Annotated in this window: 14 protein-coding genes and 1 pseudogene; 9 read left to right on the plus strand and 6 right to left on the minus strand. The window is 73.0% G+C overall.

The window, feature by feature from the left end; translation table 11 throughout:
* Window positions 1–61: 61 nt before the first annotated feature.
* On the minus strand, window positions 62–982 hold the full coding sequence (locus ACFU97_RS10510; RefSeq protein WP_384253631.1) for a zinc-binding dehydrogenase: 921 nt from the start codon (window positions 980–982) through the stop codon (window positions 62–64).
* A 99-nt stretch (window positions 983–1,081) separates the two neighbouring features.
* On the opposite strand from ACFU97_RS10510, the gene ACFU97_RS10515 reads away from it, so the two are divergent.
* The 3 genes from ACFU97_RS10515 to ACFU97_RS10525 all read left to right on the plus strand — a co-directional run bounded on the left by ACFU97_RS10515 (window position 1,082) and on the right by ACFU97_RS10525 (window position 3,864).
* Entirely contained in the window at window positions 1,082–1,909 is an 828-nt protein-coding gene (locus tag ACFU97_RS10515) for a class I SAM-dependent methyltransferase (RefSeq protein WP_384253633.1), read from the plus strand.
* Between the two features lie 274 nt (window positions 1,910–2,183).
* On the plus strand, window positions 2,184–3,326 hold the full coding sequence (gene rho, locus ACFU97_RS10520; protein WP_384253636.1) for a transcription termination factor Rho: 1,143 nt from the start codon (window positions 2,184–2,186) through the stop codon (window positions 3,324–3,326).
* Between the two features lie 103 nt (window positions 3,327–3,429).
* A complete protein-coding gene (locus ACFU97_RS10525; RefSeq protein ID WP_384253639.1) occupies window positions 3,430–3,864 on the plus strand; it encodes a PaaI family thioesterase in 435 nt (144 codons plus the stop codon).
* An 18-nt stretch (window positions 3,865–3,882) separates the two neighbouring features.
* Here the strand turns inward: ACFU97_RS10525 and ACFU97_RS10530 are convergent, their stop codons facing one another.
* Window positions 3,883–4,785, minus strand: a complete 903-nt coding sequence (locus ACFU97_RS10530) for a DMT family transporter (RefSeq protein WP_384253641.1) — start codon at window positions 4,783–4,785, stop codon at window positions 3,883–3,885.
* 100 nt (window positions 4,786–4,885) lie between these two features.
* Between ACFU97_RS10530 and ACFU97_RS10535 the strand changes: the two genes are divergently transcribed.
* A complete protein-coding gene (locus tag ACFU97_RS10535; RefSeq protein ID WP_384253644.1) occupies window positions 4,886–5,740 on the plus strand; it encodes a LysR family transcriptional regulator in 855 nt (284 codons plus the stop codon).
* A 55-nt stretch (window positions 5,741–5,795) separates the two neighbouring features.
* Here the strand turns inward: ACFU97_RS10535 and ACFU97_RS10540 are convergent, their stop codons facing one another.
* On the minus strand, window positions 5,796–6,272 hold the full coding sequence (locus ACFU97_RS10540; RefSeq protein WP_384253646.1) for a CGNR zinc finger domain-containing protein: 477 nt from the start codon (window positions 6,270–6,272) through the stop codon (window positions 5,796–5,798).
* Window positions 6,273–6,371: 99 nt separating this feature from the next.
* Here ACFU97_RS10540 and ACFU97_RS10545 point away from each other — a divergent pair, with 99 nt between their 5' ends.
* Genes ACFU97_RS10545 through ACFU97_RS10555 form a run of 3 tightly spaced genes read left to right on the plus strand, consistent with a single transcriptional unit; the run spans window position 6,372 to window position 10,109 of the window.
* A complete protein-coding gene (locus tag ACFU97_RS10545) occupies window positions 6,372–8,288 on the plus strand; it encodes a Na+/H+ antiporter NhaA (RefSeq protein ID WP_384253648.1) in 1,917 nt (638 codons plus the stop codon).
* 58 nt (window positions 8,289–8,346) lie between these two features.
* Entirely contained in the window at window positions 8,347–9,219 is an 873-nt protein-coding gene (locus ACFU97_RS10550) for an alpha/beta fold hydrolase (RefSeq protein WP_384253650.1), read from the plus strand.
* A 29-nt stretch (window positions 9,220–9,248) separates the two neighbouring features.
* The gene (locus tag ACFU97_RS10555; protein ID WP_384253652.1) at window positions 9,249–10,109 is read left to right on the plus strand and encodes a DUF427 domain-containing protein; all 861 of its coding nucleotides are present in this window, start codon (window positions 9,249–9,251) and stop codon (window positions 10,107–10,109) included.
* Between the two features lie 17 nt (window positions 10,110–10,126).
* Here the strand turns inward: ACFU97_RS10555 and ACFU97_RS10560 are convergent, their stop codons facing one another.
* The 3 genes from ACFU97_RS10560 to ACFU97_RS10570 form a co-directional block, all read right to left on the minus strand.
* A complete protein-coding gene (locus ACFU97_RS10560; protein WP_384253655.1) occupies window positions 10,127–10,510 on the minus strand; it encodes a VOC family protein in 384 nt (127 codons plus the stop codon).
* 10 nt (window positions 10,511–10,520) lie between these two features.
* Window positions 10,521–12,281: an MOSC domain-containing protein gene (locus ACFU97_RS10565; RefSeq protein WP_384253657.1), complete on the minus strand. Its 1,761-nt coding sequence runs from the start codon at window positions 12,279–12,281 to the stop codon at window positions 10,521–10,523.
* 67 nt (window positions 12,282–12,348) lie between these two features.
* Entirely contained in the window at window positions 12,349–13,059 is a 711-nt protein-coding gene (locus ACFU97_RS10570) for a DUF427 domain-containing protein (protein ID WP_384253659.1), read from the minus strand.
* Here ACFU97_RS10570 and ACFU97_RS10575 point away from each other — a divergent pair.
* Both ACFU97_RS10575 and ACFU97_RS10580 read left to right on the plus strand, forming a co-directional pair.
* A complete protein-coding gene (locus tag ACFU97_RS10575) occupies window positions 13,048–13,437 on the plus strand; it encodes a helix-turn-helix transcriptional regulator (RefSeq protein ID WP_384253662.1) in 390 nt (129 codons plus the stop codon). The two genes, ACFU97_RS10570 and ACFU97_RS10575, sit on opposite strands and share 12 nt — an antisense overlap.
* A gap of 67 nt (window positions 13,438–13,504) precedes the next feature.
* A pseudogene (locus tag ACFU97_RS10580) lies at window positions 13,505–14,320 on the plus strand (D-alanyl-D-alanine carboxypeptidase family protein); the annotation flags it as partial.
* Window positions 14,321–14,365: the final 45 nt, after the last annotated feature.

Genomic DNA, 14,365 nt, shown 5'->3' on the forward strand with positions numbered 1-14,365 from the left:
GCCGGTACGAGGCCGCCGGCCGACCGGGGGCGAGGTCGCCGGCCGACGGGGCGCGAGTTCGTCAGTCGACGTCGAGGATCGCCTTCCCGCGCAGGCTGCGCCCGGCCAGGGCCTCCACCGCGTCCGCGATCTTGCCCCAGGGGCCGCGCCAGCCGACGGGGACGCGCAGCCTCCCGTCCGCGACCAGGAGGAGCAGCCGTCCCAACTGCGCCTGCCGGTCGGTGAGTCCGCCGCCGTTGTAGACCGACACGATCGCCTTGGGCGACCTGGCGCCCAGGGTGGAGCCGACGGGCAGCACGGCCTCCCGCCCGCTCGCCCAGCCGATGGACTGCAGCGTGCCGCCCGCGGCCAACAGGGCGTAGGCCGCGGACAGTTGGTCGCCGCCCACGGTGTCGACCACCACGTCGACGGGGTCCGTCACCCGGTCGACCGCGCCCACCGTCTCGTGGGCACCGAGGTCCGCGACCCACCCGCGCCCGTCCGCGGAGCCGGCCACCGCGACGACGTGCGCCCCGCCGAGCCGCGCGAGCTGTACGGCGAACCCGCCCACGCCGCCGGACGCGCCGGTCACCAGCACCCGGCGTCCGAGCAGCGGCCCCGCCTGGTCGAGCGCCCTGAGCGCGGTCCCTGCGGCCACCGGCAGCGTGGCAGCCTCGCCGAGGTCGACGGCCTCCGGGACCACCGCCACGTCGGCCACGTCCATGGCGCGGAGCGCGCCGAAGCCGCCGCCCTCGGCGAAGCCGACGACCCTGCTGCCCACCGCCGGGCCGGTGCCGTCCGCCGCGGCGGCCACGACGACGCCGGCCGCGTCGAAGCCGATGACCTCGCCCGGCGCGGCCTGCTGCGCGAACCACAGCTCGGCCGCGTTCAGCGAGGTGTGCCGGACCTCCACGAGCAGTTGGCCCGGTCCGGGCTCCGGATCAGGGGCCTCCCCCAGGCGCAGCCGTCCGGGTGCCCCGGGGTCCACGATCAGTGCGCGCATGCCTTGCCCTCCTCGGTGTCGGACACTCGTGCCACGCCAACCGTGGACGATGCGCCGCTCTTCCCGCCATCGGGCGCGCGTTCACGGTTGGATGGCCTCATGACCACCGACGAGCACGCGCGGCTCATGCGGGCCAACCAGGCGAACTGGGACGCCCGGACCCCCGTCCACCTCGCCAGCAGCTTCTACGGGCTCGACCAGGACCTCGATCCGGCCCGCTGGTTCGCGCCGTTCGAGTGGGAGGACCTCGGGGATCCGGCCGGGCGTGACGTGCTGCACCTGCAGTGCCACCTCGGGACCGAGACCCTCGCCTTCGCCCGCCGCGGGGCGCGGGTCACCGGGCTGGACTTCTCGGCGGCGTCGGTGGCCGCGGCACGGGAGATCGCGGCCCGCGCGGGCCTGGACGTCGACTATGTGCAGGCGAACGTGTACGACGCCGAACAGGCCCTGGACGAGCGGCGGTTCGACGTCGTCTACACCGGCAAGGGCGCGCTGTGCTACCTGCCGGACCTGGACCGCTGGGCGGCGGTCGTCGCCCGACTGCTGCGGCCGGGAGGGCAGTTGTACATCGTCGAGTTCCACCCCCTGCTCAACTCGCTGGGCCCGAAGCCCGGTCCCGGCGAGGGACCCGAGCTGCTGCTGCGCCACGACTACCTGGCCGGCGGCGGCGCCGTGCGCCGGAACGCCACGCACACCTACACCGACGGCCCGGCCGTCGAGGGCGCCACGGACAGTTACGAGTGGATGCACGGAATAAGCGAGGTCGTCAACGCGTTGGTGACAGCAGGACTGACGATCAGGCGCCTCCGGGAGAGCGACGAGCTGCCCTGGCGGCGCTGGCCGCAGATGGTGCCGGCACCGTCCGGCTGGTGGTGTCTGCCGCAGCCGCGGATCCCGCTGCTGTACGGCCTGCTCGCCACCCGCTGACCGGTTTGACACCGCAGTCGCTGTGGTACCGTCCCCTTAGCACTTGTGTACGCCCCCCTTTGAGGGCGCCGGTGCCAGTTCCTCATCAGTTCGCCGTATCGCCGCCGCTTCCCGGTCGGCACACCGGCTTTCCAGCACCGCCTCGTGACCGGCGCGCTGCCGTACCCGAGGTGCTGTTCCTGCCGCCGAAGGCGTGCTCCGACCGCCTTCCGTCCGCGGCGTCCCCTCCCCCGTGCATGTTCCATGCCATCCGTCCTCGAAAGGACCGACCACCATGACCACCACTCTCGAACACCCCCCTGTCAAGCAAGAACCCCAGACCCAGGTCGTCACCGGTGTCCTCGACATCGACACGAGCGGGAAGGGGCACCTGCGCGCCGAGAGCCTGCTGCCCTCGTCCTCCGACCCCTCCGTCTCCCCCGCGCTGATCCGCCGTCACGGCCTGCGCAAGGGCGACCTCGTCGAGGGCGTACGCGACGGCCGGCGCGCCCTGACCGAGGTCGTGCGGATCGACGGGCGCCCGCCCCAAGAGCTGCGCGGCCGCCGCGACTTCCGCGATCTGACACCGCTGCACCCGCGCGACCGGCTCCGCGTCGAGCACCCGGCGGCGGGCCTGACCGGACGCGTCGTCGACCTGATCGCGCCCGTCGGCAAGGGCCAGCGCGGTCTGCTCGTGGCCCCGCCCAAGACCGGAAAAACCGTGCTGCTGCAGCAGATCGCCGCCGCCGTGGCCGGCAACCACCCCGAGTGCCGCCTGATGGTGGTGCTGCTCGACGAACGGCCCGAGGAGGTCACCGACATGCGGCGCTCCGTGCGCGGCGAGGTGTACGCCTCCACCTTCGACCGGCCCGCCAAGCAGCACATCGCGCTCGCCGAACTCGTCATCGAGCGGGCCAAGCGGCTCGTGGAGGCGGGCGAGGACGTCGTCATCCTGCTCGACTCGCTGACCCGGCTGTGCCGGGCCCACAACAACGCGGCCGCCTCCGGTGGCCGCACCCTGAGCGGCGGCGTCGACGCGACCGCGCTGCTCGGCCCCAAGCGGTTCTTCGGCGCGGCCCGCCTCGCCGAGGAGGGCGGCTCGCTCACCATCCTCGCGACCGCGCTGGTGGAGACCGGCTCCCGCGCCGACGACTACTTCTTCGAGGAGCTGAAGAGCACCGGCAACATGGAACTGCGTCTCAACCGCGAGACGGCCGCCCGCCGTGTCTTCCCCGCCGTCGACATCAACCCCTCCGGCACCCGCCGCGAGGAACTCCTGCTCTCCCCGGCCGAGTTGACCGCGGTGCGCGGCCTGCGCAAGGCCCTGCAGAACCGGGACGGCCAAGCCGGCCTGGAGACCCTGCTGGAGCGCCTGCGGGCGACCCCCGACAACGCGACGTTCGTCCGCCGCATCCAGCCGACGCTGCCCGCCGAATGACAGGCCGAGCCACCCATTCGCCCTGTGCCGTCGCACCGGTGATGAGACCCTTCGGGCCAGCGGAACCCAACGGCCGCGCTCCCGCTCCCCGAAAGGCAGCACCATGGCTCCTTCCGACACGACGTCCCCCGGCCCGGCCGCGCTCCTGGCGGCCATGCCCTTCGCGGCAGGTCTCGGCATCGAACTCCACGAGGCCGCGCCCGAGCGGGTCGTGGGCAGCCTGGCCTGGTCCCCCGAGGCCTGCACGGCCGGTGGTGTGCTGCACGGCGGCGCGCTGATGGCGCTGGCCGACTCCGTCGGCGCCGTCTGCGCCTACCTCAACATCCCGCCCGGCGCCGGGACTTCGACGGTCGAGTCCAAGACCAACTTCCTGCGCGGAGTGACCTCCGGCCGGGTCCACGCCACCGCCCGCACGCTGCACGTCGGCTTCACCCTGGTCGTCGTACAGACCGATCTGCGGGACGACGACGGCCGGCTCGTGGGACAGACCACCCAGACCCAGATCGTGCTCGGCGCGAACGGCACCGGCGGAATCTGATCGCGCCCGGCCCCGCCGTCAGCCACGTCGTACGAGGATGCTGAGCGTGTTGGCGGCGACGACGGCCGCGATGCTCGCCCACTGCGTCCAGCCGAGGTGCTGCCCGAGGCCGATCCGGCCGACCAGGGCGGCCAGGAGCGGATTGACGCTCATGAAGAGCCCGAACGCCTGGGCGGGTACCCGGCGCAGTGTGAACAGGTCGGCGAGGTACGGCACCGCCGAGGAGAGGACACCGGCCGCCACCGCGCAGCCGACGGCCGCGGCGGTGGGCGGCTGCCTGAGGACCACGGCGACGCCGACCGGCAGGAACATGAGCGCGGACAGCGCGGCCGCCGTGGCCGAGCCCTGTGCGCCCGGGACACGCCGCCCGACGCTGCGGTTGAGCAGGATGTACGACGCCCAGCAGCACGCGGCCAGCAGCCCAAGTCCCAGGCCCAGGTAGTCGGTCGAGGGCTGGGGGCGCATCAGGGTGACGACGCCGGCCGCGGCGATCACCGCGCAGAAGGCGTCGACACGGCGGCGGGCGGTGGCGAGGGCGATCGTGAGCGGGCCGAGGAACTCCAGGGTGACCGCGAGGCCGAGGCCGATGCGGTCGATGGCCGTGTAGAGGGACAGGTTCATCGTGCCGAACACCACGGCCAGGCCCAGGATCGGCTGCCACTGCGCCCAGGTGAAGTCCCGCGGGCGGGGGCGGCCGACGGCGAGCAGGACGAGCGCGGCGACGTACTGGCGGACCGCGACGACGCCCGCCGGACCGATCACGGGGAAGGCGAGCGAACCGATCGCCGCGCCTACCTGGTTCGACAGGCCGCTGGCGGCCATCGTCGCCACGCCGGCCAGGGGCGCGGCCGAGGGCGCCGGGGCCGGCGGGCGCACCGGCCCCGTGCAGGAGTCCGACGGCGTAGCGGTGGGATTCGGCATGGCCCGATCGTGCGCCGCCTCGACGCTTGCACAAAATGCACCCTCGACTCGATCCATACGCCTGAGTCATGGATGGCGGGAGAGCATGCATGCTGGGGTCATGGATGTGGAGCTGCGGCAGTTGCGCTGTCTCGTCGCCATCGTCGACGAGGGCACGTTCACCGATGCCGCCATCGCGCTCGGCGTCTCGCAGGCGGCGGTGTCCCGGACCCTGGCGTCGCTCGAACGCGCGCTGGAGGTGAGGCTGCTGCGGCGCACCTCGCGCTCGGTGACGCCGACCGCGACCGGATTGCGGGTAGTCGCCCAGGCCAGGCGGGTGCTCGGCGACGTGGACGACCTGGTCCGGGAGGCGACCTCGGGTCACACCAGCCTGCGCATCGGCTACGCCTGGTCGGCGGTGGGCCGCCACACACCCGCGTTCCAGCGCCGCTGGGCCCGCGCCCACCCCGGGATCGACCTGCATCTGGTCCGCGTCAACTCCGCCACCGCCGGCCTGGTGGAAGGGGCCTGCGACCTCTCGGTGGTACGCCGACCGCTGGACGACCGCCGGTTCGACTCGGCCATCGTGGGCCTGGAGCGCCGCCTGGCCGCGCTGTCCGCCGACGACGCTCTCGCCTCGCGTCGCACGCTGCGCCTCGCCGACCTGGGCGAACGCACCCTGCTGATCGACCGGCGCACCGGCACGACCACGCCCGACCTCTGGCCGACCGGCTCCCGCCCGGCGACCGAGGAGAGCCACGACATCGACGACTGGCTGAACGTGATCGCCGGCGGGCGGTGCGTCGGCATGACGGCGGAGTCCACCGCCCACCAGTACCGCAGGCCCGGCATCGTCTACCGGCCGGTCCGCGACGCCGAGCCCATCGCCGTACGACTGGCGTGGTGGCGCGACGATCCGCACCCCGCCACCCAGACGGCGGTCGAACTGCTCACGGGCCTGTACCGGGGCGACTGAGGACGAGAGGGCGGTGGAGCACGACCATCGCGTCACCGCAGGCGGTGGCGCGGCATCACTCCCCAGCGGCCTCGCGCACCCGCTGATGGTGCCGCCGTGCCTTCATGCGGTTGCCGCAGACCGCCATGGAGCACCAGCGGGCCTTGTTGGCCTTGCTGCGGTCGAGGAGGAACAGGCGGCACTCCGGGTTGGCGCACGGCCGTAGCCGCCCGGGGAGCGTCTGCTGCACCGCGCTCCACGTGAGTACGGCCTCGACCGCCTTCCGGCGTCCCGCGGGAGCCTCCACCTGCCACGCCACCCCCGTCGACGAGACGTCCGGGTGCGAGGTGACGCCGTCGAGGAGCGGCGCCAGGGACGCGGCGGTCCGGTCACCGCGCACCACGTCCTGGAGTGCGTCGCGCGCCTGTACCAGGCTGCTCATCTCGTCTGCGGCGCCGCCCGCGTCGGCCAGCTGATCCGTCACGACGCCGTCGACCACCGGCGTGCTGTTCAGAAGTGCCAGCAGGGCGTCCTGCTGTTCCCGGTCGGCCATCTTCACACCTTCTAACCTCATTGACTCCCTTGACAGGTTACACCAAGGCCGTCACTCTAACCATAGAAACATTGTTCACCGGTTAGAGAGGATCGCGTCGTGATCGCGCACTACGACTCCGAAGCCCCGCGGACACAGACGCGCGCAAGGCTGTGGGCCGGAGAGACCGGCGGGGCCGTCGCGCTCGTGGGCGCGCTGCTGGCGGCACTGATCTGGTCCAACGCGTTCCCCGCGACGTACGAGGCGGCCTGGCGGACCCAGCTGAGCCTCGGGCTGGGGGACGGCCGGCTGGGACTGGACCTGCGCACCTGGATCGACAGCGGGCTGATGAGCTTCTTCTTCCTGCTGGTCGGCCTGGAGGCGCGCAGGGAGCTCGACCTCGGCGAGCTGCGCGAGCGGCGCCGCCTCCTGCTGCCCGCCGGAGCCGGGGTGGTGGCCATGGCCGTACCGGTCGGCATCTACCTCGCGGTCAACCACTCGGGTCCCGCGACCCACGGCTGGGGCGTGGCCATGTCCACCGACAGCGCCCTCGCGCTGGGCGTGTTCAGCATCATGGGCAGGTCACTGCCGGTGCGGATCCGCGCCTTCCTGCTCACGCTCTTCGTCGTCGACGACCTGGTCGCCCTGCTGGTGATCGCCGCGTTCTACAGCCACGACGTACGGCCCGTCCCGCTGGCCGTCGCCGCGGCGTCGTTCGCGGCCCTCGTCGCTCTCGGGCGAGTACGGATGCGCCGGCGCTGCGCCCCCGTCGCCGTGCTGGGTGTCGTGATGTGGGCGGGCCTGATGGCCGGCGGGGTCGATCCGGTCGTCGCGGGGCTCGCGATCGGCCTGGTCACCTCCGCCTACCGGCCCGTGCGCGGCGACCTGGAGCGGGCCACCGGTCTGGTGCGGCTCTTCCGCGAGCAGCCGAGCGCGCGTCGTGCTCACTCCGCCGTGGCGGGACTGGCGTCCACCCTGTCGGAGAACGCCCGGCTGCAGCACCGCTTCCGCCCCTGGACGACGTACGCGATCATCCCGTTGTTCGCCCTGGCCAACGCGGGCATCCCGCTCGACTCCGGGCTGCTCGGGGGCGCGGTCACCGCCCCGGTGACCCTCGGTGTCTTCCTCGCCTACGTGGCCGGCAAGCCGCTCGCGGTCATCGCCACCTCGTGGGCCGTCGGGCGCCTCAGCGGCGGCCGGTTGCGGCCGCCCGTCGGCTGGGCCGCCATCGCCGGCAGCGGCGCCCTGGCCGGCATCGGCTTCACCGTGTCGCTGCTGATCGCGAACCTCGCCTTCACCGGGCACCCCCTGCAGGAGGCGAAGGTCGGCATAGTGGCGGCGGTCGTCGCGTCCAGCGCGCTCGGGTGGGCGGTCTTCCGTCTCGCCGCGCTCCTGCCCCGCGCCGCCCGCCACCACGCCCTGCTCGGGACGGCGCCGCCCCTCACGGACCTGACGGGGCGCGTCGATCCGGCGCTCGACCACGTGCGCGGGCCGCAGAACGCCCCGGTCACCGTCGTCGAGTACGGCGACTACGAGTGCCCGTTCTGCAGCGAGGCCGACCCCGTCACCCGCGACCTGCTCCTCTCGCGCCCCGACGTGCGCTACGTCTGGCGGCACCTGCCGCTGAGCGACATCCATCCACACGCCCGCCTGGCCGCGGAGGCGGCGGAGGCGGCAGGGGCGCAGGGCGCGTTCTGGCCGATGCACTCCCTGCTCCTCGCACGCCAGGACCGGCTGGAGATGAGCGACCTGCTCGCCTACGCCGCCGAACTCGGCCTGGACGTCGGCACGTTCCGCCGGGACCTCGACCGCCGGGCGCACGCCGGCCGCGTCGAACGCGACATCGCCTCGGCCGATCGCAGCGGCGTCTCCGGGACACCCACCTTCTTCTTCAACGGCCGGCGCCACCAGGGCACGCACGACCTCGCCGCGCTCACGCGGGCCATCGACGCGACGCGCGAGGTGGCCGAGCACGCCCTTGCGCCACTGTCGCCCCAGAGCCGACACCTAACCACTGAACACGCATTGACAGGTTAGCCAGACTGTGCTCGACTGAGCCTGCAACCATCAAAGACATCTTGAAGGGTTAGGCGACATGAACCTCTCCGCCGTCCATCACCGCACCGCCACCGTCAACGGTCTCGAGGTCTTCTACCGGGAGGCCGGCAACCCCCAGGCCCCCGCCGTCGTGCTGCTGCACGGCTTCCCGACCAGCTCGCACATGTTCCGCGGGCTGATCCCGGCGCTCGCCGACCGGTACCACGTGATCGCCCCCGACCACATCGGCTTCGGCCAGTCCGCGATGCCCTCGCTGCGGGAGTTCCCGTACACCTTCGACGCGCTGACCGAGGTCACCGCGGGGCTGCTGAAGCAGCTGGGCGTCGAGCGCTTCGCGATGTACGTGCAGGACTACGGCGCCCCCATCGGCTGGCGTCTCGCCCTCCAGGACCCGCAGAGCGTCACCGCGATCATCACGCAGAACGGCAACGGCTACGAGGAGGGCTTCGTCAAGCCCTTCTGGGACGCCGTCTTCGCCTACACCGGCAACCCGGGTCCGGAGACCGAAGCCCCCATGCGCGGCGCCCTGACCCTGGAGAGCACCCGCTGGCAGTACCTGAACGGCGTGGCGGACCCCAGCCTGGTCAGCCCCGACAACTGGGTCCACGACCAGGCGCTCCTCGACCGCCCCGGAAACGCCGAGATCCAGCTCAAGCTCTTCCGGGACTACCCCACCAACGTGGAGCTCTACCCGCAGGTCCACCAGTACTTCCGCGACTCCCAGGTCCCGCTGCTCGCGGTGTGGGGAGCCGGTGACGAGATCTTCGGCCCGGCGGGCGCCGAGGCGTTCCGCCAGGACCTGCCCGACGCCGAGATCCACCTGCTGGAGTCCGGCCACTTCGCCCTGGAGAGCCACCTCGAGACCATCACCGGCCACATCCGCGACTTCCTCGGCCGCGTCCTCGCCTGACGGGCGAGCATCCACGAAAGGAAACCGTCATGGGTCTGTCCTGGCAGCAAGGCCCGCTCGCCGCCGGCGCGATCGGCCACTTCCTCACCCCTGAACCCCTCCCCGAGCGCCTCCTGTTCGCCGAGCGCCTGCGCCGCCGTATGCGGGTGAGGTTCGGTGACGGCTGGATCGCCGACAGCGAGGACGTCGTCCTGCTGCACGAACCCGGCCGCTACCCCGTCGCCTACTTCCCCCGCGCCGACGTCGACACACGGGCCCTCGTCCCGAGCGGCAAGGTCACCCGGCACAAGGACCTCGGCGACACCAGCTGGTTCGCGGTGCGCGCCGGCGGGCGCACGACCGAACGCGCCGCCTGGGAGTTCACCGCCCTGCCCGGCCACGCCACCGAACTCCAGGGGCGCATCGCCTTCGCCTGGCGCGCGATGGACGGCTTCTACGAGGAGGACGAGCGGATCCTCGGGCACGCCGCCGACAACTACCACCGCATCGACATCCGCACCACGTCCCGCACCCTCGAAGTCCGCCTCGGCGACACCGTGATCGCCCGCTCCGAACACCCCGTCGTGCTCTACGAGTCCGGGTTCGCGCCCCGCTGGTACGTCCCGCGCGCCGACATCGACGAGACCGCCCTCAGGCCCGTCGAAGGCCAGACCTTCTGCCCCTACAAGGGCCTGTGCGACTACTACGACATCGGAGAGGCGGGGCGCGCCGCCTGGACGTACCGGGACGCATACCGGGAGGTCGACCGCATCACGGACCTGGTCTCCTTCGAGCCGGACCAGGTCGAGGTCTACCTCGACGGTGTCCGGCTGCGGCTGGAGCCCGGCCAGAAGGTCGTCCCGCACGGCGTCGACCGCGGCCTGGACGCCGCCGAGGTCCACGCCCACTGACGCGGGCACCCGCAGCGTCACGCCGGTGGGCGGTACCCGATCTCCTGGATCGTCCAGGTGCTGCCGTCCGGATCGCTGAAGTCGGCGAAGCCGGCGTGGTTCCGCCGCTCGGGATCGGGGCCCGCGGTCCAGCCGCCCTTCCGGTCGCCGACCGGCGACTTGTGCCGGATACCGCCCACCGCGACGCCGCGTTCGGTGAGTTCGCGATCGGCGGCCTCGATGCCGGCGACGGCCAGGTGCAGGGCGCCTGCCGATCCCGGCGGCGTCAGCGGCACCACGCGGAAGGCGTCGGTGGGACCGAAGTCGACGTCGAGGTGGAGGCCGACCTGCTGCGTGTGGAACGCCGTGGCCTTCTCGACGTCGCTCACCGAGAGGGTCACGACCTCCGGCCGGTAGTCCATCGGGCACACCTCACATGTCCAGAACGATGTCGCCGCCGGGCCGGGCGCAGCAGATGAGGACCTCCCCGTCGGGCGGCGGTTCCAGCGGGGTCGGCCGGTAGGTGACGGTCCCCGTCAGCAGCGGGGTGACGCAGGTGTGGCAGACGCCGGTACGGCAGCTCCAGCGGGCGGGCACGTCGCAGGCGTCGGCGAGTTCGAGCACGCTGCCGCCGCCGTCGGGGTAACGCGTGGAGATGCCGCTGCGGGCGAAGGTCACCATGGGCCCGGTTCCGGGCGGCCCGGGTGGCTGGTGCGGCGGCACGGCGGCTCGCTCGGTGAGGCCGGGGTTGATGGCGGGCAGGGCTCCGAAGAGCTCGGTGTGGATGCGGCCGGCGTCGATGCCCGCCGCGGCCAGGGCGGCCGTCATGTCCGCCATGAACGACTCCGGACCGCAGATGTAGGCGGTCGCGTCGGCCGGCACGTCCAGCGCGATCAGCTCTTCCGCGGTCACGCGCCCGGCGGTGGCGTGGGCGGCGCGGAGCTCCTCCGCAGTGGCCGCGCTGTAGAAGATGTGCTCGCGGGAGCGCGGCAGCGCCTCGAGAAGGGCGTGCGCCTCGGCGACCAGAGGGTGCTCCCGGGGGCTGCGCGCCCCGTGGACCCACCACACCTCGCGCCGGCTCCGGACGGCGGCGAGCTCGTGCAGCATCGACAGCACGGGGGTCAGCCCGATGCCGGCCGACACGAGGAGGACGGGCCCCGTTCCTTCGGTGAGGACGAACTCGCCCCGGGGCGCGGCGACTTCGAGCTCCGCGCCCGCCCGCAGCTCGGTGCTGAGGTAGCCGCTGGCGACACCGTGCGGCTCGTGCTTGACGCTGATGCGGTAGCTGCCGCTGTCGGGCGCGTCGGACAGCGAGTAGCTGCGCACCGGGGCGGAGCCGTCGGACGCGGGCAGCCGCAGCGTCAGGTACTGGCCCGCCCGGGCGGCGGGGAGCCGGCTTCCGTCGGGGGCGGCCAGGCGGATCGAGGTGACCGACGTGTTCTCGGCGGTCACGTCGGCCACGCGCAGCGCACGGAAACCGTCCCAGGCGGGGTGTTCGGCGAGGCGTGCGCGGTCGGCGCCGGCTCCGGTCCCCGCGTCGGCCCCGGCCTCCGCCTCGGCGAGCAGATCGCGGAACGAGCCCTGCCAACCGGGGCTCAGCGCGGGGATGTTCAGGGCGAGGCGCAGCTTGGCCTGGTCGCGGCCGGGGAGGTAGAGCAGCGCGTCGATGTCGGCCACGGTGAGCGCGCCGGGACCGGTGCCGGTCTTGACGATCTCGTCGCCCGCCTCGATGTGCCCCTCGTGCAGGACCCGCATGTAGAAGCCGGGCCGGTGGTGGGCGACCAGCAGGGCGGGCAGCTCCGGTTCGCCGAGGCGCAGACCCACGCGGTAGCAGGTGACCCGGGGCTGGGTGACCTCGAACTCGGCCTCGCCGATGCGGTAGCGGTCGCCGACGCAGACCTCGTCGTCGGGCAGTCCGTCGACGGTGAGGTTCTCCCCGAACTGGCCGAACTCGAAGTCGTCCCGCCCGAAGTGCCGCTCCCAGTGGCGGTAGGAGCCGATCTGGTAGACGAGGACGGCCCGCTGCTCGCCGCCGTGTCCCTGGGTGTCGCCCTGGCCGTCGCCGTCGATGTTGAGCCGCCGCACCATCGCGGGCCCGGACACCGGGTACTTCCACACGCCGGTGTGGACGGTGCGGCCCTGCCACGGCACATCCTTGGGCATCCCGACGTTCACCGACAGCAGGGACGGCATGGCTCGCTCCTTCCTCGCCGCCCCGCGACGCCGGCCCTGGTGGTGACGGACGGGTGCGGGGCACCGGTCATGGCTGCCCGACCGGGTGCGTCTCGTCGAGGTCGAGGTTGCGGTCGACGCCGGGCGAGGCGACCTTCTGGCCGGGCTCCAGCCGCAGCCGGACACCGTCGAGGTGCACGTCGACCTCGCCCGGCTCGAAGGACACCGGATCGCCGATCCGGTCGACCTCCCGGTAGGCGTTACGGTACGACCGCGCGGCGCGCCTCGCCTCTCCGATGTCGTAGTAGTCGCACAGGCCCTTGTACGGGCAGAAGGTCTGACCTTCGACGGGCGTGAGCGCGGTCTCGTCGATGTCGGCGCGCGGCACGTACCAGCGGGGCGCGCATCCGGACTCGTGGAGGACCAGCGGGCGCCCGGAGTCGGCGACGGTCCGGTCGCCGGCGCGGACGACGAGGTGGCGGCCGGTCCGGCGGATGCCGATGCGGTGGTAGTTGTCGGCGGCGTGCCCGACGATCCGCTCGTCCTCCTCGTAGAAGGCGTCCATCGCACGCCAGGCGAACGCGACACGCCCCTTCAACTCCGCGGCGTGGTCGGGCAGTTCGGTGTGCTGCCAGGCCGCACGCTGCCTGCTCTGCTCCCCGGAGCGCACCGTGTACCAGGAGGTCGGCCCCAGGTCTCGGTGCCGGGTGGTGTGCTCGCCCGGCTCCAGTACGCCGGAGGGGATGCCGACGATCGGGAAGTACGCCACCGGATAGCGGCCGGGCTCGTGCAGGAGCACGACGTCCTCGCTGTCGGCGATCCACGCGTCGCCGAGACGGACGCGCATGCCTACCGGCCGGCGTGCGCCCGGGACCGCGAGGCGCGGATCGCCCGTCTCGCGCGGGACGGCCTGTCGAATCCCGAGATCGGCACGCGGCTGTTCATCAGCGCCCGCACCGTCCGGTACCACCTGCGCAAGGTGTTCACCAGGCTCGGCATCACCTCGCGCAGCCGGCTCGACCGCGTGCTGCCGGGCGGCTCGGCCACCGACGCGCTTTCCGGCACGGTGTGCGCCATGAGCCGCTGCGGACCGCGGCCCGGACTGTGGCATCCGGGTGCTAGCGCCCCTCCCCCGGCCCGGTCATCGCCGCGGACGAGCGGGCAATTCCTAGGTTGATCATATGATCACCGATTTCCCCTCCCGGGCGGCCGTCACCACCTGCGCGTTCTGCGCCGCGGCGGTCATGTCGTTCACGCCCGTCGCGGTCGCGGCCGGGGCGGAGCCCACGCCGCCCGCGCCGCTGCGGGCGGCCGTGCCGCAGTCGTCGTACCTGTATCGCGAGGGCACCCAGGTCCGGCCGCATCGCGCGGCGCCGGGGCTGCCCGACGTCTCCGCGCTGTCCTGGCTGGTGGCCGACGCCCGTACCGGCGAGGTGCTGGCCGCCCACGACGCGCACCGCCGGCTCCCGCCCGCCAGCACGCTCAAGACCCTGTTCGCGCTGACCGTGCTGCCGACGCTGCCGGGAGACCTCCGGCACACCGTCAGCCAGCAGGAGATGTCGGACATCGGGCCGGGCAGCAGCATGGTCGGGGTCGCCGACGGGCACACCTACCAGGTCTCCGACCTGTGGCGCGGGGTCTTCCTGAACTCCGGCAACGACGCCGTGGACGTGCTGGCCTCGATGAACGGCGGCTGGCAGCGGACCGCCGAGCAGATGCAGGCCAAGGCCCGCACCCTGGGCGCCCTCGACACGCACGTGCGCTCGCCCGACGGGTACGACATGCCGGGCCAGGTCTCCTCCGCGTACGACCTGGCGGTGTTCGGCCGGGAGGGCCTGCGCAACGCGGACTTCGCGCGGTACTGCGGCACGGCCGAGGCGATGTTCCCGGGCGGCAGCGGCTGGTCGTACGGCATCCAGAACACCAACCGGCTGCTGACCGGCGCGAACGGCGTGCAGCCCTACCCCGGGCTGATCGGCGTCAAGAACGGCTACACCAGCAACGCCGGCAACACGCTCGTCGCCGCGGCCCGCCGGGACGGGCGCACGCTCGTGGTCACCGTGATGAACCCCCAGGAGGGCGGCGGGTTCGCCGTCTACGAGGAG

Source organism: Streptomyces sp. NPDC057616 (genome assembly GCF_042800575.1).
Lineage (GTDB): Bacteria > Actinomycetota > Actinomycetes > Streptomycetales > Streptomycetaceae > Streptomyces.